17 protein-coding genes are annotated in these 16,627 nt (G+C 73.7%); 2 read left to right on the top strand and 15 right to left on the bottom strand.

The genetic code is table 11. The features are described 5' to 3' along the window. Window positions 1–49: 49 nt before the first annotated feature. The 5 genes from AC07F3_RS01045 to AC07F3_RS01025 all read right to left on the bottom strand — a co-directional run bounded on the left by AC07F3_RS01045 (window position 50) and on the right by AC07F3_RS01025 (window position 3,347). Window positions 50–550: a haloacid dehalogenase-like hydrolase gene (locus AC07F3_RS01045; RefSeq protein ID WP_479109189.1), complete on the bottom strand. Its 501-nt coding sequence runs from the start codon at window positions 548–550 to the stop codon at window positions 50–52. Between the two features lie 90 nt (window positions 551–640). Continuing rightward, window positions 641–1,891 (bottom strand): alginate lyase family protein, encoded by a 1,251-nt coding sequence (locus AC07F3_RS01040; protein ID WP_479109187.1) that lies wholly within the window; start codon window positions 1,889–1,891, stop codon window positions 641–643. A gap of 116 nt (window positions 1,892–2,007) precedes the next feature. After that, window positions 2,008–2,523, bottom strand: coding sequence for an NUDIX hydrolase (locus AC07F3_RS01035; RefSeq protein ID WP_479109185.1), 516 nt, complete (start codon window positions 2,521–2,523; stop codon window positions 2,008–2,010). After that, window positions 2,520–2,780: a helix-turn-helix domain-containing protein gene (locus AC07F3_RS01030; RefSeq protein WP_479109183.1), complete on the bottom strand. Its 261-nt coding sequence runs from the start codon at window positions 2,778–2,780 to the stop codon at window positions 2,520–2,522. The genes AC07F3_RS01035 and AC07F3_RS01030 overlap by 4 nt, the downstream gene beginning before the upstream one ends. A gap of 60 nt (window positions 2,781–2,840) precedes the next feature. Continuing rightward, window positions 2,841–3,347 (bottom strand): winged helix-turn-helix transcriptional regulator, encoded by a 507-nt coding sequence (locus tag AC07F3_RS01025; RefSeq protein ID WP_479109181.1) that lies wholly within the window; start codon window positions 3,345–3,347, stop codon window positions 2,841–2,843. A 109-nt stretch (window positions 3,348–3,456) separates the two neighbouring features. Here AC07F3_RS01025 and AC07F3_RS01020 point away from each other — a divergent pair, with 109 nt between their 5' ends. Continuing rightward, the gene (locus AC07F3_RS01020; protein WP_479109179.1) at window positions 3,457–4,626 is read left to right on the top strand and encodes a thiolase family protein; all 1,170 of its coding nucleotides are present in this window, start codon (window positions 3,457–3,459) and stop codon (window positions 4,624–4,626) included. 128 nt (window positions 4,627–4,754) lie between these two features. Here the strand turns inward: AC07F3_RS01020 and AC07F3_RS01015 are convergent, their stop codons facing one another. Together AC07F3_RS01015 and ggt are read right to left on the bottom strand one after the other, a co-directional pair. Further along, entirely contained in the window at window positions 4,755–5,459 is a 705-nt protein-coding gene (locus tag AC07F3_RS01015; RefSeq protein ID WP_479109177.1) for a glycoside hydrolase family 75 protein, read from the bottom strand. 154 nt (window positions 5,460–5,613) lie between these two features. Then, window positions 5,614–7,428 carry a gamma-glutamyltransferase gene (ggt, locus tag AC07F3_RS01010; protein WP_479109175.1) on the bottom strand — a complete coding sequence of 605 codons (1,815 nt, stop codon included), beginning with the start codon at window positions 7,426–7,428 and terminating at the stop codon, window positions 5,614–5,616. Between the two features lie 104 nt (window positions 7,429–7,532). Between ggt and AC07F3_RS01005 the strand changes: the two genes are divergently transcribed. After that, on the top strand, window positions 7,533–8,276 hold the full coding sequence (locus AC07F3_RS01005; protein WP_479109173.1) for a hypothetical protein: 744 nt from the start codon (window positions 7,533–7,535) through the stop codon (window positions 8,274–8,276). Here the strand turns inward: AC07F3_RS01005 and AC07F3_RS01000 are convergent. From AC07F3_RS01000 to AC07F3_RS00965, 8 genes are all read right to left on the bottom strand, one after another. Beyond that, entirely contained in the window at window positions 8,273–9,544 is a 1,272-nt protein-coding gene (locus tag AC07F3_RS01000) for a cytochrome P450 (RefSeq protein WP_479109171.1), read from the bottom strand. The two genes, AC07F3_RS01005 and AC07F3_RS01000, sit on opposite strands and share 4 nt — an antisense overlap. 11 nt (window positions 9,545–9,555) lie before the next feature. Continuing rightward, window positions 9,556–10,329, bottom strand: a complete 774-nt coding sequence (locus tag AC07F3_RS00995) for an alpha/beta fold hydrolase (RefSeq protein WP_479110556.1) — start codon at window positions 10,327–10,329, stop codon at window positions 9,556–9,558. A 116-nt stretch (window positions 10,330–10,445) separates the two neighbouring features. Beyond that, on the bottom strand, window positions 10,446–11,048 hold the full coding sequence (locus AC07F3_RS00990) for a hypothetical protein (protein WP_479109169.1): 603 nt from the start codon (window positions 11,046–11,048) through the stop codon (window positions 10,446–10,448). A gap of 97 nt (window positions 11,049–11,145) precedes the next feature. Further along, on the bottom strand, window positions 11,146–11,640 hold the full coding sequence (locus AC07F3_RS00985) for a hypothetical protein (protein WP_479109167.1): 495 nt from the start codon (window positions 11,638–11,640) through the stop codon (window positions 11,146–11,148). Further along, window positions 11,637–13,103, bottom strand: coding sequence for an ATP-binding protein (locus AC07F3_RS00980; protein WP_479109165.1), 1,467 nt, complete (start codon window positions 13,101–13,103; stop codon window positions 11,637–11,639). Before AC07F3_RS00980 ends, AC07F3_RS00985 begins: the two co-directional genes overlap by 4 nt. Next, complete coding sequence (locus AC07F3_RS00975) at window positions 13,100–13,792, bottom strand: response regulator (protein WP_479109163.1); 693 nt, start codon at window positions 13,790–13,792, stop codon at window positions 13,100–13,102. The genes AC07F3_RS00980 and AC07F3_RS00975 overlap by 4 nt, the downstream gene beginning before the upstream one ends. Window positions 13,793–13,825: 33 nt before the next feature. Next, complete coding sequence (murJ, locus tag AC07F3_RS00970; protein ID WP_479109161.1) at window positions 13,826–15,466, bottom strand: murein biosynthesis integral membrane protein MurJ; 1,641 nt, start codon at window positions 15,464–15,466, stop codon at window positions 13,826–13,828. Further along, a complete protein-coding gene (locus tag AC07F3_RS00965; RefSeq protein WP_479109160.1) occupies window positions 15,463–16,623 on the bottom strand; it encodes a lipid II:glycine glycyltransferase FemX in 1,161 nt (386 codons plus the stop codon). The genes murJ and AC07F3_RS00965 overlap by 4 nt, the downstream gene beginning before the upstream one ends. Window positions 16,624–16,627 lie beyond the last annotated feature (4 nt).

Raw genomic sequence — 16,627 nt, 5'->3', positions numbered from 1 at the left:
GCGTCACAGGTCAACCCGGGGTGGACGGAGCAGGCAAGCTGACGCGGCGTCACCTGTCGCGCGGCGCGGGCCCCGGCAGGCGGTCCCAGACGCCGCGCCGCGCGTGGCGCAGCAGGACCGGGTCGTCGCCGACCACCACGGGGTGGCCGACCTCGGCCAGGAGCGGCAGGTCCGCCGCCTCGTCCGCGTACGCGTAGCAGCGCGCGGCCAGGATGCCGCGGTCGCGCAGCAGCGCGCGGGCCGCGTACCCCTTGCCCTGGCCGAGCATGGGGGCCCGCGGCCGGGAGCAGAGCACGGCGTCGGGCGCGAGGTGGCGGGCGACCGGTTCGAGTTCGGCCGCGCTCGCGCGCGCGATCAGAACGACGAGGTGGCCGCGCGCGGCGTGGCCGTGGAGCGCGGCGAGGACCGGCGGGTGCCACAGCAGGCCGAGCGGCCCGGCGGCGCCGGCCAGGTCCGGCGCGGCGAGCAGGGTGCCCTCCACGTCGAAGAAGGCGGCGGCGGTGGGCCGCCGCGCAGGGTGCTTCGGCCCGCGCGGGCTGGTCGTGTCCATTGCACGGTCCATGCCCAGGCCCACCGGCCGCCCAATCCCCTTTCTTCAACGTTCTGTTGAACTCGTCCGGAAAGGGGCGGCTCTTTTCGGCTACACGGCCGCCCCGGGGTTCTGCGCGTGGGTCAGCGTCTCCCAGGCGACGAAGAGGTCGTCGGTGCCGGCCGGGCGCTGTCGCTCGGCGAGCCTGTGGGTCTCGGGCAGCGTCAGGTGCATGCGGTTCTCCAGGTGGTTGAGCAGCACCTCGACGTCCGGCCCCAGCGACCGGTCGACCCGGCCGCCGCACAGCCAGGGCGGGACCCGCGCACCGAGCTGGTAGTGGGCGTGGAACTCCAGGGCCGCCTTCAGCCGCCCGGCCGTCGGCCCGTACAGGTCGATGCCCTGCTGCCACGCCGTCTCGGCGATGTGGCCGGACGCCGCGAGGGAGTACTCGATGTGCATGAAGTTGCGGCAGGTCTCCTGGCCGAGCCCGTCCGCGTAGGTGCGCTGCCCGAACCAGTACGCCGCCAGCTGGTCCGGGGTGCTCATCGAGCCGCCGGGCGGCGCCTTGGGCAGCCTGCCGTCCGAGGAGAGGTAGAAGTAGGCGGGCACGCGCGCCCGGTAGCGGTCCAGGGCGTCCTTGAAGACCTGGCGGTCCTCGACGAAGACGGCGATGCCGATGGCCGCGTCCGTCATCGCGAGCTCCCAATTCCCGTTGTAGTCGGGGACTTTGGCGGTCACGGCGGGCAGGTACGCCTTGCGCAGCATCCACTTGAAGCGCTGCACGGCCGGGGCCTGCCACTGCGGGTAGCCCGCGTGCACGATGTCGGCCGCCCGCGCCCACGACGATGCCGCCCAGGCGGTCTGGAGGTCGGCGTTGCCCTCGGTGTGCCGCTTGATCACCTGCGCCCAGGCGTCCATGATCTCGACCGCCTTGCGGGCGTGGGCCTCGTTGCCGTTGACGGTCCACAGCAGCGCCTGGGTGTAGGCGGCGATGGCGTCCTCGCGCTCGGCGAGACAGGCGGGCGGCCCGGCGTTCGGCGGGCACGGGACGACCTCGGCGGGGTGCGGGGTGTAGCGGAGGGAGCCGTAACGGCTGGTCCGCATCCTCTCGTACGCCGAGCTCCACGGCTCCTGACCGGCCCGCACCTTCGCCCGTACCGTGTCGAGCTGGCTCTTGCCCACGACGACGCCGGGATGGTGGAAGACCAGCGTCGCGGGGTCCGCGCGGCCCACGGCGGAGGCGGTGGAGACGTGCGGTTCGGGGGTGCAGGCCGCGAGCAGGGCGAGGGCGCCGAGGACCGCGACGGCGGCCGCCCGCAGGGGGCGACGGCGCCCCCGGGGGGAGTGAGACCAATTGACCACGCTCCCACGGTCGCTCCGGGCGTGCGTCCGCGCAGGATCTGTTGCGCCGAACAGGCAGCCGGGGCACGCTTCCTGGCGGCGCGTCGGGCGGTCTTGGCGCCGTTGTCGAGGCGGTGTCAGCCGAACGCGTCCGAGCGGGGCCGCGCGGGCACGTGACCCAGGTCGGCGGCGGGAGCGCCGGGCGACCAGCCGTCGAGCAGCTCGTGCAGGGCGGGCGGCCAGATCTGTTCGTCCGTGCGGCGCAGTTCCGCCGGGCTCCACCAGCGCGAGCCGAGGATGCCGTCCGCGAGGTGGTCGGCCGCGACCTCGGGGCCGAGCCGTCGCCCGGGCTCCGGAGTGTCGGCGAGGTAGATGTGCTCGTGCTGGCGGACGGGGATCCCGGCGCGGGTGAAGTCGTGGGTCCAGGTGCACAGCAGCGGGCCGGGCTCGACGTCGTGCCAGCCGGTCTCCTCGCGCAGCTCGCGCCGGGCGCCCGCGCGCGGCGACTCCCCCGGGTCGAGGCCGCCGCCGGGCAGCGCCCAGTGCGGGCCGACCTCCTCGTTGTCGTAGCGCAGCAGGAACACCGCGCCGAGCGCGTCCCGTACGGCGGTGCGGGCCGCCCGCCTCGGTGTCCGGGGTGCCGGGGACGTCATGCGGCGACCGCGGGCGGCATCGCGCAGTCGCTCACGATCTCGTCCATGGACAGGCCGAGGACCGAGGCGAGGGCCGCCACGGTGAAGAACGCGGGGGTCGGGGCGCGGCCCGTCTCGATCTTGCGGAGGGTCTCGGCGGAGAGGCCCGCGGCGGCCGCGACCTCCACCATGCTGCGGTCGGCCCGCGCCGAGCGCAGCAACCGGCCGAGCCGCTCGCCGCGTGCACGCTCTTCGGGGGTGAGGGGGGTGCGGACCATGCCGCGATTCTAGACCCGGCGCAGCGGAGGGCACCCGCCTCGCTCAGTGGGCCCGGGGCGTCACTCGGGACCCAGGGCGGACCAGCCCGGGGCCTGGAACCGTACGGTCGTGTCCGCCCGGCGCACCTCCTCGCCGCAGCAGCGGCAGATCACCGCGGGGTCGAGGTCGGCCCCGCACTTGTGCCGCCACACCGTGGGCGGCACGTCCGCGAGGTGGCGGTCGCCCCAGTTCATCAGCATCAGCAGGACGGGGCGCAGCTCCTGGCCGGCCGGCGTCGCGCGGTACTCGTAGCGGGCCGGGCGCTCGCTGTAGAGGGTGCGCTCCAGGACGCCCGCGTCGACCAGGGTGCGCAGCCGGGCGGTGAGGATGTCGCGGGGCGCCCCGGTGTTCTTGGCGATCGCGTCGAAGCGGTGGACGCCGAAGAAGACCTCGCGCAGCACGAGCAGGGAGTACTTCTCGCCGACCACCCCGAGGGCGTCGGCGATCGAGCAGGGCCGGGGGTTCTTGCCCCTCGGGGCACGGGCGGCGCTCGGGCGGGGCTGGTGCTGCTGCTCGGACACGTTCATGCGCCCACCGTAATCGAGCCCGACGGGGTCCGTTGGATTTTCCTACTCACCGAGCTAGAGTGAGTCCAGTTTTCCAACCTACTCACGAGTAGAGCCGAGGGAGCGCATCATGCGTGACGCCGTGATCGTGGAAGCCGTACGCACACCGATCGGCAGGGGGAAGCCGGGCGGGGCCCTTTCGGGGACCCACCCGGTCGAGCTGCTCGCCCACACCCTGCGCACCCTGGTGGAGCGCGGCGGCATCGACCCGGCCCTCGTCGACGACGTCATCGGCGGCACCGTCGACCAGGTCGGCGAACAGGCCATGAACACCACGCGGTACGCCTGGCTGTCGGCCGGGTTCCCGGACTCGGTGCCCGCCACGACGGTCGACCGCCAGTGCGGCTCCTCGCAGCAGGCCGTGCACTTCGCCGCGCAGGGCGTGATGTCGGGGGCCTACGACCTGGTCGTGGCGTGCGGGGTCGAGTCGATGAGCCGGGTGCCGATGTGGTCCAACGTGCCCGCGGGCACGGACCCGTTCGGGCCCGGCGTCGCCGCGCGCTACCCCGAGGGGCTGGTGCCGCAGGGGATCAGCGCCGAACTCATCGCGGCCAAGTGGTCGATCGGGCGCGAGCGGATGGACGAGTTCGCCACCGCCTCGCACCACAAGGCCGCGCGCGCCTGGGAGGACGGCCTCTTCGCGGCGGAGACCGCGCCGATCGCCGGGCTCACGCGGGACGAGTCGGTGCGCCCGGCCACCACCCCCGAGATCCTCGCGGGGCTCCGGCCCTCGTTCGCGGACCCGGCCTTCGCCGAGCGCTTCCCCCAGATCGACTGGTCGGTGACGGCGGGCAACAGCAGCCCGACCAACGACGGCGCGTCCGCGGTCCTCATCACCTCCAGCGAGACGGCGGCCCGCCTGGGACTGCGCCCGCTCGCGCGGCTGCACAGCTTCGCCGTGACCGGCTCCGACCCGGTCCTGATGCTGACCGGGATCATCCCGGCGACCGAGAAGGTGCTGCGCAGGGCGGGCCTCGACCTGAGCGACATCGACCTCTTCGAGGTCAACGAGGCGTTCGCCAGCGTGGTCCTGGCCTGGCAGCAGGAGACCGGCGCCGACCCGGCCAAGGTCAACGTGCGCGGCGGCGCGATCGCGCTCGGCCACCCGCTCGGCGCCAGCGGCGCCCGGCTGATGACCACCCTGGTGCACACCCTGCGCGAACGCGGGGCGCGCTACGGACTCCAGACCATGTGCGAGGCGGGCGGGCTCGCCAACGCGACGATCCTGGAGGCCCTCTGACCGCGTCCGGACCCGCCCGCCCTCTGCACGTCGAGCATCGCGCGGGCCGAGTACGCCGAGTACGCCGAGCACACGGTGGCCGTCACCCACGGCCCCCCGTCCTCACCCGGGTCCAGCGGGCCGGGCCGCTAGTTGTTCGCCAGGAACCGCCGGGCCAGGCCCTCGCCGAGGGACACCGCCGCACCGTGGCTCTCGATCGGCACGACCTGGGAGTCCTTGAACAGGATGTACGTGACGCCCGACTCGGCGCCGCCCGTCTTCGGGTTGGGGTCCATGCCGAGCGACTTGGCGGTGGCGTACGACGCCTCACCGATGACGGTGCTGGGGCCCGTGTCGCCGACGACGGCGTACTCGACCTTGTCCCGATAGATGACGGCGACGACACCGCCGCCCCTGATGCCCGCCGAGGCGTAGTTCCAGATCGGGCTGGAGCCCGGCACCACCACGTACGGCAGCGTCTCCGCGCTCAGTGGCTTGCCGTTCGACTGGTGGAAGCGGGTGTCGGCCTGGAACCACGGGTCGGTGTTCTTGTTGCAGGCCGTGGTGATCTGCCCGTCGCAGTCCACGTCGAGGTCGGCCGTCCAGAACACGGCCCCGTTCTTGCCGCAGACCGGGACGGTGGCCGAGGTCCCGGTGTGCGTCCGGTACGTGCCGTTGGAGATCTGGTCGCAGGTGGTCACCTTGGCGAGGAGCTCGGACGCGCCGACCGGGCTCTCCTCCGCCCCGGCGGGCGCGTGGGGGGCGTGGGCGCCCCGCGCGGTGGCGGGGAGCGCCACGGTGGCGAGCAGGGCGGCGCCGGACGCGGCGGCGAGGGCGAGCGTTCTGGTGCGCACGGGGGAACCCTTCTGTCAGGAAGGTTTCCTTACCCCTTGCGCGGGCGATCTCGTCTCTCCTCATCGCCGCCTCGACCCCGCCCGCGGCAAGAGGCCCGTGGTTCCCGGCCGTTCACGCCGGGGCCACGGGCCTCTTGGGCCCTGTCAGCCGGGGTTACCGCTTTCCACTCGGATGGACCACCAGCGCCGAGCCGCCGCCGCGCCGCACCTTCTCGGCCGCGGCGAGCCAGCGCCCGTCCGGCAGGCGCTGCACCCCGGTCGCCGCCCCGATCTCGGGATTCAGCGAGAACGAGTGGCCGAGCGCCTCCAGTTGAGCCCTCAAGGGGCTGTTGTAGAGGGCGGGTTCGAGCTCGGTCCTGGCCGCGTTGCGCTGGCTCGCGCGCGGCGCCGCGATCGCGTCGACCAGCGGCATCCCCCGGTCCAGATGGTTGATCAGCGTCTGGAGGACGGTGGTGATGATGGTCGCGCCGCCCGGCGACCCGAGCGCGAGCACCGGCCTGCCGTGCCGGTCGAGCACGATCGTCGGCGAGATGGAGGAGCGCGGCCGCTTGCCCGGGCCGGGCAGGTTCGGGTCGTGGACGGCCGGGTTCGCCGGGGCGAAGGAGAAGTCGGTCAGCTCGTTGTTGAGCAGGAAGCCGCGGCCCGGCACGGTGATGGCGCTGCCGCCGGTCTGCTCGATGGTGAGCGTGTACGCGACGACGTTGCCCCACTTGTCGGCCACCGTGAGGTGCGTGGTGTTGTCGCCCTCGTATGTGGTCGGGGCCGCCGGGCCGGATGTCCCGCACGCCGCCGGATGGCGCGGGTCGCCGGGCGCGAGCGGGCTGGTGAGGACCGCGTCGTCCTTGATCAGGCAGGCCCGCGAGTCGGCGAAGCGCTGCGAGAGGAGCCCCTTGACCGGCACGTTCTCGAAGTCCGGGTCGCCGACCCAGCGGCCCCGGTCCGCGAACGCGATGCGGCTGGCCTCGATGTAGTGGTGCAGGAACTGCACGTCCGAGGCCTTGGACAGATCGGTGTTCTCCAGGATGTTGAGCGCCTCGCCGACCGTCGTGCCGCCGGAGGTCGAGGGAGCCATCCCGTAGACGTCGAGCCCGCGGTAGTCGACCTTGGTGGGGTCCTGGAACTTCGCCTCGTAGGCGCGCAGGTCCTTCTCGGCGAGGTCGCCCGCGCGCACCGTGCGGGTCGACTTCGGGTCGACCGGCGGCTTGCGCACGGTGCGGACGACGTCCTCGCCGAGGTCGCCGCGGTAGAGGGCGTCGACGCCCTCGCGGCCCAGCTCCTCGTACGTGCGCGCGAGATCGGGGTTCTTGAAGGTGGAGCCGACCACCGGGAGCTGCCCGCCGGGCAGGAACAGCTTGGCGGTGTCGGGGAAGTCGGCGAAGCGGGCCTGGTTGTCCTTGGTCTGCGAGCGGAAGGTGTCGTCGACGGTGAACCCGTCGCGGGCGAGCCGCTCCGCGGGCTTCAGGAGCGTGCGCAGCGACTTGCTGCCCCAGGCGTCGAGCGCCCGGTCCCAGGTGGCCGCGGTGCCCGGGGTGCCGACACTGAGCCCGCTGGTCACGGCGTCCGCGAAGGGCAGCGGCTTGCCGTTCTCCAGGAAGAGCGAGGACGTGGCCGAGGCCGGCGCCGTCTCGCGGCCGTCGAGGGTGTGCACGGAGCGGGACGCGGCGTCGTAGTAGACGAAGTAGCCGCCTCCGCCGATGCCGGAGGAGTACGGCTCGGTGACGCCGAGGGCCGCGGCGGTGGCGACGGCCGCGTCCACCGCGTTGCCGCCGTTCTTGAGGACCTCCAGGCCCGCGGCGGACGCGTCCGCGTCCACGCTGGAGACCGCTCCCCCGTAGCCGACCGCCTCGGGCACCTTGGCGGGGGTGCGGCCCGGGGGTGCGGCCGTGGTGGGCGGGGCCGCGGCGACCGAGGCCGCCACCGCGGCCGCCGCGGCGAGGAGGGACAGGGTGCGGGCAGCAGGTCGACGCATGCATACCTCCCGTTGGCGAACGTCCGCGCAGCGTAACGCCGTGCCCGGGTTCGCGTCATGAGCACGTCGAACACGGGGGCGAACTCCCGCTAGCATGCCCGCCCATGAACGACGACGTACGCAACATCGTCCTCGGCGTGGTGGCCGCGGGCATAAGCGCGGCCTTCGGCTGGCTCGCCCGCACCTACCTCTGGAAGCGCAGACTCCGCCGCAAGCAGGCGTTCTTCGGGCTGCCGACCCATTCCGAGTGCCTGCTGGTCGTGAACCGGGCCGCGGGACACGAAGGGTCCGTACACCGCTTCGACGTGTTCGCGCTCCTGGAACTCTCCTCGCTCATCAAGGACTGCGGGGCGCACGCCCAGATCATCCAGCACGACCTCGCTCAGCAGGGCTTCGGCGAACGCACCGAGTTCTGCCTGGGCGGGCCCTACTCGAACCGCCGCATGGCGGCCCACCTCGCCTCGCTGCTGCCCGGCGTCAAGATGAACGTGGACCCCGAACCGACCCCCGACCGCGGCGCCTTCCAGATCGGCTCCGAGCGCTACCGGCTGGAGAACGGTGTGGTCGAGTACGTGATCCTGGCCCGGGTCACGCCCGGCCGGGACTCCCGTCCGGTCTTCCTCTTCTGCGGCCAGTCCGCGATCACCAACCAGGCGGCCACCCGCTATCTGGCCCGCAACGCCGAGAAGCTCGCCCGCAAGCACGGGAACACCTCGTTCTGCCTCCTCCTCAAGGTCGTCAACTCGCAGGCGTACGGGCCCGATGTCGTGGAGGTCGTCGCGGATGTCACCCGGGCCGCCCAGGAGCCGGCCCCCGTGGTCCGCACCTCCCACCGCGCGGGCGGCTAACCAGCCCTCAGATCAAGGGACTTGACGCCGTTGATGAAGTTGGAGACGAGACGGCGGGGCGGGGCCGCGAGTTCGGCGGCGGGCAGGATGCGCAGCGCCTCCTCGTGCAGAACCCGCAGTTGCAGCCGCGCGAAGTGGGCCCCGAGGCAGACGTGCGGGCCGTCGCCGAACGCCACGTGCGGGTTGGGGCCGCGGCCCAGGTCCAGGCGGTCCGGCTCGGCGAAGACGCGCTCGTCGCGGTGGGCGGAGGCGTGGAAGACGACGACCTTGTCCCCGGCGGCGAGGGACTGCCCGGCCAGGACGGTGGCGCGGGTCGCGGTGCGCCGGAAGCTCAGCACCGGCGGATGCCACCGCAAGAGCTCCTCGATCGCGGTGTCCACCGACACCTGACGCCCCCTCAATCTGTTCTGTTCGTCGGGGTGTTCGGCGAGGGCGAGGAATCCGCCCGGCGCCGCCGCGCGCACGGTGTCGTTGCCCGCCACCGTCAGCAGGAAGAAGAACATCTCCAGCTCGGCGTCGGCGAGTTCCGAGTGGGCGAGTGAGGTCATGACGTCGTCCGCCGGGCACGCGCGTTTGTACGCGGCCAACTGCTGGGCGTACGCGAACATCTCCGCCAGCATCGCGGGCGAGCGCGGGTTGACCGGCCGCCCGTCGGGGCCGAGGACCGGCGGCTCGTCCGGGTCCTGGTAGGCGATGACGCGCTCGGTCCACTCCAGGAGCAGCCCCCGGTCGCCGGGCGGCACCCCGAGCAGATCCGTGAGGTTGAGCAGCGCGTAGTCGTCGGTGACGTCGGCGACCAGGTCGAACACGCCGTCCTCGGCGCCGTGGCGGGCCGCGCCGAGCAGGGCCCGGGCCCGCTCGCGCGCCAGCGCCTCGAAGCGGTCGACGCGGCCGGGCGTGAAGGCCCGGCTCACCAGGCGGCGCAGCCTCCCGTGGTCGTGGCCGCCTCCCCCGCCGAAGAGGGGCCGAGCACCCGCGGCGGGGTCCTGGTTGAGCATCATGCGGCGGATGAACGGCAGGTCGGCCGGGTCGGGGTCGCGGATCTGGGTGGCGCCGAGCGCCGAGGAGAAGGTGTCCGCGTCCTTGAGGACCCGTACGACGTCGGCGTGCCGGGTGACGGCCCAGAAGCCGGGGCCGGCCGGCCAGCCGAGCACCTCGGGCTCCGCCTGCCACGCCACCGGCCGGTGCTCGCGCAGCTCGCGGTAGGCGGCGTACGGGGGCCCCGCGGCGTACAGCCGGGGGTCGAAGACGTCGGGCGGTTCAGCCATGGTGGGCAGGGTCAGACATGATCGGCCCGCAGGAAGTCCTCGACGGTGCGGATCAGGTCGAGCGGGGCCTCGTCCATGGCGTGGTGCCCGGCGTGGGGCAGTTCCACGAGCTGGCCCGCCGGGTACCAGCGCAGCCAGGTGGCGCGCAGGAACGTGGCGTTGAGGGCCGGGTCGAGCGCGCCGGTCACGGCGAGGGCGGGCACCGGCGAGCCCTCGGTCTCCTCGTGGAAGTCCTCGCCCGACCAGGAGTCGAGCCAGGCGCGGAACGCCTTGGGGTCGCTGCGCTCCACCGAGCGCCAGGTCATCCGGTCCAGCCAGGCGTCGGGCCGCTCGCCCCCGGTGGTGAGGTCGATGATGGCCCGGCGCCGGGCGGGGTGCTCGGCGGCCTCGGTGAACAGTTCGCGGGTCGCCTCGTCCATCGGCATCCCGCTCGCCGGGACCGGAGAGATGCCGACCATGCGCCGCACCCGGTCGGGGGCGGCGGCCAGGACGCGCTGCACGACCGCGCCGCCCATCGAGTGCCCGATCAGCGAGAAGCGGTGCCAGCCGAGCCGGTCGGCCAGCGCCAGGACGTCCTCGGCGCCCTCGCTGGTGGTGTAGGCGCCGGGCGCGTCCCTGGCCTCGCCGTAGCCGCGCAGGTCGACGAAGGCGTAGGTGAAGGCGGCGGCGTCGAGGTCGGGCAGCACGGCCGCGTAGTCGCCGCGGTCGGCGAGCCAGCCGTGCACGGCGACGACCCGGTGGGCGCCGTCGCCGTGCAGCGTGTGGGGCAGCGTGAAGGGGGCCATGGGCACTCCGGTTCCGGGGCAGCGGTCGTCGGCGTACGGACTCGCGGTGGTGCTGTCGGCGTGCGAGACGTACGCGTACACGGTGGCGCTCGCCCTGCCACGAGGCAAGAAGCCGGTCAGAACTCCCAGGGACTGTCGGCCGGTTCCACCGTGCGGTTCTCCACGGCGACCTCGTCGGGCGCGAACGCGGCCACCACGCCCAGCAGTTCGGCCGCGTCGAAGTCGAAGACCTGCTCCTCGAAGCAGAGCCCGTGCGCGTGCTCGGGGCGGCCGAGCGCGGGGGCCAGGCGACGGTACATCGACCGCGGGCGGCTGATGTAGGGAAGCGCGGGCGAGCGCAGGTCCACGACGAGGAAGCGGCGCACCCGGGTCCCGGTCCGCACCGCGAGGGCGGTCACGGCGCTGACGTCGTCCCAGTCGATGCGGCCCGCGAGCCAGGTCGGGAGCCGCACGGTGAGGGCGTCGGCGTCCGCCTCGATCCGCAGCGGGCGTACCAGGTAGCCCGCGAAGGTGGCCGCCGCGACCAGGACGGCGACGCCCGAGACGGCCATCACCGGGCCCGCGAAGCCGCTGTTCGGCCCGCCGAAGACGGAGGCGGCGGCGACGCACCAGAGCACGGCCACCGCGACCGCGGCGAGCGGGACCCAGATCAGAGTGCGCCGCAGCCGCAGGACGACCGGGCCGGCCGCCGGCTGCGTTGCGCTGGCTGAATTCTCCACACGCAGAGCTTGGCCCGTCGCCGGGCCGGGCGCCAGAGTGTTACCGATGGGTTTACTGAATTGAAGTCAACACCCTCCCAGGCGCACCGGCGCCTTCTCAGAGCGGGCAGACCAGCGGGCTCAGCGAGCTCGGACCGCCGGGGCCGGTGATCGTCACCCTCAGCCGCGCGCCCCGGGCCACCGCCTGCAGGACGGTGCAGGCGATCTGCCGCTGGGCGGTGGGGGTGAGCCCGGTGACGTCCTGGCCGAGCGCGACCGTCACCGCGCCCTCGGCCACGCCCATCTTCAACGCCCCCTTGGCCGGGGGCAGTTCGGTGCGGAGCCCGGCCGCCTTCTCGTCCTGGTCCGGTCCCGCGAAGAGCAGCGGCAGCGGCGGCCGGTAGCCACCGGGGCGGACCACGGGCATCAGCCCGTCGGGGCCCGTGAAGTAGAGCACGGTGGAGTCGTCGTTGGGCGGAAAGGCCTGCACGCTCGCGGGCCCGCCCACCGCGATGACGTCGGTGGACTGGATGCCGCAGCCCGCGGCGAGCAGACCGGCCGGCAGCAGCGCGAGCGCGGCCAGGGCGCGGGGCCCGGTCGTCCTCGGCCTCATCGCGCCGCCACCGCGGACGCGGCCGCGAGGGGGCCGGTGGGCAGCTCGACCGTGAAGACGGCGCCGCCGTCCGGCGCGTTCGCCGCGCTCACGGTGCCGCCGTGCAGCCGGACGTTCTCCAGGGTGATCGCGAGGCCGAGGCCGCTGCCCGCCGAGCGGGTACGGGCCGCGTCCGCCTTGAAGAAGCGGTCGAAGATGTGCGGCAGCACCGCCGCGTCGATGCCGGGACCGCGGTCGGCGACCTCCACGACCAGCGGCCCCTGGCCGGCGCCCGGGCGCAGCCGCACGGTCACCGGCTCGGCGCCGTGCCGCAGGGCGTTGCCGACCAGGTTGGCCACCACGATGTCGAAGCGCCGGGGGTCGATCATCGCCCGTACGCCGTCCGGGAGTTCGGTGGCCACGCGGTCCTCCCAGCGCCGCCGCTGGAGGGTCTTGCGGATGGTCTCGGCGACGTCGACCTCGTCGGTGTTGAGCTCGGCCGCCTTGGCGTCGAAGCGGGAGATCTCCATCAGGTCCTCGACGAGCGTGGCGAGCTTGCCGGTCTCGGCGGAGATGAGGCGCACGGCGCGCGCGGTGTCCGGGTCGAGCCCGTCGGCGTCCTCGTCGAGCACCTCGGTCACCGCGAGCATGCCGGCCAGCGGGGTGCGCAGCTCGTGCGAGACGTCGGAGGCGAAGCGCCGGGCGCGCGCCTCGGCCTTCTGCAACTCCTCGACGGAGCGCTCCAGTTCCTCGGCCGACTCGTTGAACGTCCAGGCCAGGTCGGCCAGTTCGTCCGAGCCCTTGACCTCGATCCGGGTGTCGAGCTTGCCCTTGCCCATGCTGCTCGCGGCCCGCCGCAGGTCGCGCACCGGCCGCAGCACGCTGCGCGCCGCGAGCAGGGCGGGCACCACGGCGACGGCGAGGGCGGGCAGGGCGCCGTTCTTGGCCGCCGCGACCATGGCCTGGATGGTGACGCCCTCGGGCCTCAGGTCCATCACGGCGTACAGGTAGACGCCGGTGCGCTGCGGGACGCCGCTCCGCTCGAACATCACCGGCATGCCGATGGTCAGGTACGGGGTGCCGTCCTGGACGACCCGCTGGAACGAGCCGTGCGCGTTGGCGTGGGTCTGCCGCCGCAGGTCGTCGGTGATCACGGTGGAGGTGGGCCGCATGGTGGAGGACGCGCGCAGGCTGCCGTACTCGGCGAACACGTACCAGGGGCGCGGCTTGCCCGCCCTGGCGAGCGACTGGCAGACGTTCTTCATCGCCGCGGTGGAGGTGGGCAGCGCGAAGTACTGCTGGGCGATCTGTTCGCGGAACTGGTCGACGGCCTGGTCCTGGGCCTGCTGGAGGATGGCCGAGCGGGCCGACTGGTAGGTGAGGGCCGCCGTCGTGACCGCGCTGACCGCGGCCACCAGGAGGAACGCGGCGATCAGCCGGCCCCGCAGTCCCAGGCGCAGGGCGCGGCGGGCCGGGAACCTCACAGCGGCCCGAACCGGTAGCCGAAGCCGCGCACGGTCTGGATGTAGCGGGGGGCTCCGTCGGGGCCCGAGGTGTCGCCGAGCTTCTGCCGCAGCCGCCGCACACAGGCGTCCACCAGGCGGGCGTCGCCGTGGTAGCTGTGCTCCCACACCGATTCGAGGAGCTGCTGGCGGCTGAAGACCTGCTCGGGCGAGGCCGCGAGATGGAGCAGGAGCTTCAGTTCGGAGGGGGCCAGCGCGAGCCGTTCGCCGTTCTTGGCGGCGGTGAGCCCGGCCCGGTCGAGGGCGAGCTCGCCGTGGAACTCGGGGCCGGGGCGGGCCGCGGCCGGGTCGGCGAGGCGGCGCAGTACGGCCCGGATGCGGGCCTCGATGACCTCGGTGCGGGCGGGTTTGACGATGTAGTCGTCGGCGCCCGCCTCCAATCCGACCACCACGTCGAAGTCGTCGCCGCGCGCGGTGAGCATGATGATCGGCAGCTGGCTGGTCTCGCGTATCCGGCGGCAGACCTGGACGCCGTTCATGCCGGGCAGCATCAGGTCGAGCAGCACCAGCTCGGGCTGGAAGGCCTTGAGCGAGGCGAGTCCGGCCTCGCCGGTCCCGGCCGCCCGCACCTCGTGGCCGCGTCGCCGCAGCCCGAGCTCGACCCCTTCGCGCACCGAGGGGTCGTCTTCTATGAGGAGCACGCGTGGCATGGCGTCAGTATCCCAACCGTCTCTTTTGTCCCGTCACCGGGCTCGGTGGCGGCCGCCGCGGCGCACCTTGCCGAGCACGGCGTTGATGTCGCCGAGGCCGAGCGGCCGGGCGAGCAGGGCGAGGGCCACGACGAGCGCGACGGCTCCGGCGCCGGCCGCCGCGACGCTGCCGAGCGGGTCGGCCGCGCGGGCCGCCGCGTGGCCGAGCGCCGCCGCGGGCAGGCAGCCGAGGAGCAGCCGCAGCTGGGCGCGCAGCGCGGCCGAGCGGAGCAGCGGGCCGCCGCCGAGCCTGCGGTTGAGGGTGTACGCGGTGACCGCGAGCCCGGCGCACAGCGCCACGGTGTAGGCCCCGGCGATCCCCGTCACCGCCCAGCGCGCGGGCAGCACCAGGTAGGCGACCACGGTGAGGCCCGCGTTCACCCCGGCGATGACGAGGTTGAGCAGGAAGGGGGTGCGGGTGTCGCCGAGGGCGTAGAAGCCGCGCGACAGGACGTACTGTCCCGAGAGCGCGATCAGGCCCGGCGCGAACGCCATGAGCATGCCTGCCATCACCGTGATGTCGCCCGCGCCCGTCCTGCCGTACTCGTAGACGGAGCCGAGGATCCAGGGCGCGAGCGCGAACAGCGCGCAGGCCGCGGGGACGATCACCGCGGCGCAGGTCCGCAGCCCGTAGGAGAGGTCCGCGCGCACCCCCGCGAGGTCGCCGTCGGCGGCGGCCCGGCTCATCCGCGGCATCAGCGCGGTGACCAGGGAGACGGTGACGATGCCGTGCGGCACCATCCACAGCACGTACGCGTTGGTGTACGCGGTGTATCCCGCTCCCCCGCCGACGCCCTGCGCCGCGGCCCGGGCCCCGGCGGTGGTGGAGAGCCGGGTCACCACCCAGTAGGCGAGCTGGTTGGAGACGACGAGCAGCACCGCCCAGAGCGCCGACCTGAGCGGCCGTCCGAGCCCGCTGCCGCGCCAGTCGAACCGGGGCCGCCAGCGGAACCCGGCCGAGCGCAGCGACGGGACCAGGGCGAGGGCCTGCACGGCGATGCCCGCGGTCGTGCCCCAGCCGAGCAGCCGGGCGTCGCCCGCGCCGAGCGTGCCGCCGCCGCTCGCGGCCAGCGCGAGGTAGAGCCCGAACACCCCTATGACGACGAGGTTGTTGAGCACGGGGGTCCACATCATGGCCCCGAACCGACCGCGCGCGTTGAGGACTTGGCCGAACAGCGTGAACAGGCCGTAGAAGAGAATCTGCGGCAGGCAGTAGCGGGCAAGGGCGATGGTGAGGTCGGCCTGGGCGCCGCTGTAGTCGGTGTACGCGCCGACGATCCAGGGCGCGGCGGACACCGCGAGCGCGGTGACGGCGACCAGCGCGGTGGCGCACGCGGTCATGAGCCGGTCGGTGTAGGCCGCGCCGCCGTCGGCGTGCTCCTTGGCGGCGCGCACCAGCTCGGGCACGAAGACCGCGTTGAGGGTGCCGCCGATGAGCAGCATGTAGAGGATGTTGGGGACGTTGTTGGCGACCGCGTAGCCGTCACCGAGCAGCCCGACGCCGAGCGCGGCCGCGATGACGGCGGAGCGTACGAAGCCGGTGGCGCGCGAGACGATCGAGCCCGCCGCCATCAGCGCGCTGCTGCGCAGCAGGCCGGACCCCTTGTCCACGGCCCGCGGGGCGGTCGCGGTCACCGGCGCGCCAGGTACGCCTGGAAGGCGCGGTACAGCGCGTTGTTGGTGGTCCCGCCCATGGATGTCTCCCACTCCCCCAGCGTCTCGACGACCTGGCCGCCCGTGCCGAGCTTCCAGCGCAGCAGGCCGAAGGGCCGGTCCTGCGGATCGAGAGTGGAGGGTACCCCGCGCATGTCGTACACCTCGGCGCCGAGCGCCCGGGCGTCCTGGATCATCTGCCATTGCAGCGCGTTGCTGGGCCGGACCTCACGGCGGTGGTCGGCGGAGGCGCCGGTCTGGTACCAGACCCGCCGCCCGACGGTGATCATGGTGTGCGCCGCGAGCACCTCGCCCTGGTGGACGGCGAGGCAGAGCCGCATCCGGCCGGGCTGTTCGGCGTTGAGCGCGGCGTACTGGCGCTCGTAGTACGCGAGCGAGCGGCCGAGCCGGAACCCGTCGCGCTCCTCGGTGATCCTGAGCAGCCGGTAGAACTCGGGGAGGTCCGCGGCGCCGCCGGGCACGATCCGCACGCCTGCCTTGTGGGCGGTGCGCACGTTGCGCCGCCACTCCTGGTTGAGGCCCGCCCACAGCTCGGCGTCGGTGCGGCCGGCCAGCGGGAGCCGGAAGACGTGGCGGGGCTGGGCGTCGGCGTCGCCGCCGTCGTCCCCGCCGCACCGCTTCCAGCCGCGGGTGCGCAGGCGTTCGGCGACGGCGGAGCCTAGCGGGTCGACCTCGGTGGCCAGGATGTCGCCGATCCTGCGGCCCGGGCCGGTGGCGGCCTTCAGGCGGGCGGCGTCCCAGCGCCGGTAGGCGGGGGCGGGCCCGATCCGCACGGCGAAGGCGCCGGCCCGGCGCAGATGGCGCAGCAGAGGATCCAGCCAGCGGTCCATTTCGGGGTCGGACCAGTCGGCCACCGGGCCTTCCGGCAGATAGGCGAAGTATTTGCGGGTGCCGGGGAATTGGCGGTACAGGATCTGCGCGACCCCGGCCAATTCGCCATTGTCAAGGGACCATCCGACCCTTTTCGAGACCCATTGGTCCTTGACCTCGGCCCACGACGGACATTGCAGAAAGCTGACGTCGGCGCGGCCCGCGAGAAAAGCGCGGTACTCGGCGGTGGTCAGGCCGCGGATCCCGGCGTCCTGGTCGCGGTCCCCGGTCACCAGCAGTGCGGACACGTCT

This window comes from Streptomyces sp. NPDC045846 (assembly GCF_056431605.1).
This window is presented reverse-complemented; position numbering and strand designations above follow the sequence as displayed.

Bases quoted from the DNA above. Each gene is read 5' to 3' on its own strand.
- AC07F3_RS00975 (WP_479109163.1), bottom strand. From the start codon at position 13,792: ATGCCACGCGTGCTCCTCATAGAAGACGACCCCTCGGTGCGCGAAGGG.
- AC07F3_RS01030 (WP_479109183.1), bottom strand. From the start codon at position 2,780: ATGGTCCGCACCCCCCTCACCCCCGAAGAGCGTGCACGCGGCGAGCGG.
- AC07F3_RS01045 (WP_479109189.1), bottom strand. From the start codon at position 550: ATGGACACGACCAGCCCGCGCGGGCCGAAGCACCCTGCGCGGCGGCCC.
- AC07F3_RS01035 (WP_479109185.1), bottom strand. From the start codon at position 2,523: ATGACGTCCCCGGCACCCCGGACACCGAGGCGGGCGGCCCGCACCGCC.
- AC07F3_RS01025 (WP_479109181.1), bottom strand. From the start codon at position 3,347: ATGAACGTGTCCGAGCAGCAGCACCAGCCCCGCCCGAGCGCCGCCCGT.
- AC07F3_RS01005 (WP_479109173.1), top strand. From the start codon at position 7,533: ATGAACGACGACGTACGCAACATCGTCCTCGGCGTGGTGGCCGCGGGC.
- AC07F3_RS00985 (WP_479109167.1), bottom strand. From the start codon at position 11,640: ATGAGGCCGAGGACGACCGGGCCCCGCGCCCTGGCCGCGCTCGCGCTG.
- AC07F3_RS01020 (WP_479109179.1), top strand. From the start codon at position 3,457: ATGCGTGACGCCGTGATCGTGGAAGCCGTACGCACACCGATCGGCAGG.
- ggt (WP_479109175.1), bottom strand. From the start codon at position 7,428: ATGCGTCGACCTGCTGCCCGCACCCTGTCCCTCCTCGCCGCGGCGGCC.
- AC07F3_RS01000 (WP_479109171.1), bottom strand. From the start codon at position 9,544: ATGGCTGAACCGCCCGACGTCTTCGACCCCCGGCTGTACGCCGCGGGG.
- AC07F3_RS00995 (WP_479110556.1), bottom strand. From the start codon at position 10,329: ATGGCCCCCTTCACGCTGCCCCACACGCTGCACGGCGACGGCGCCCAC.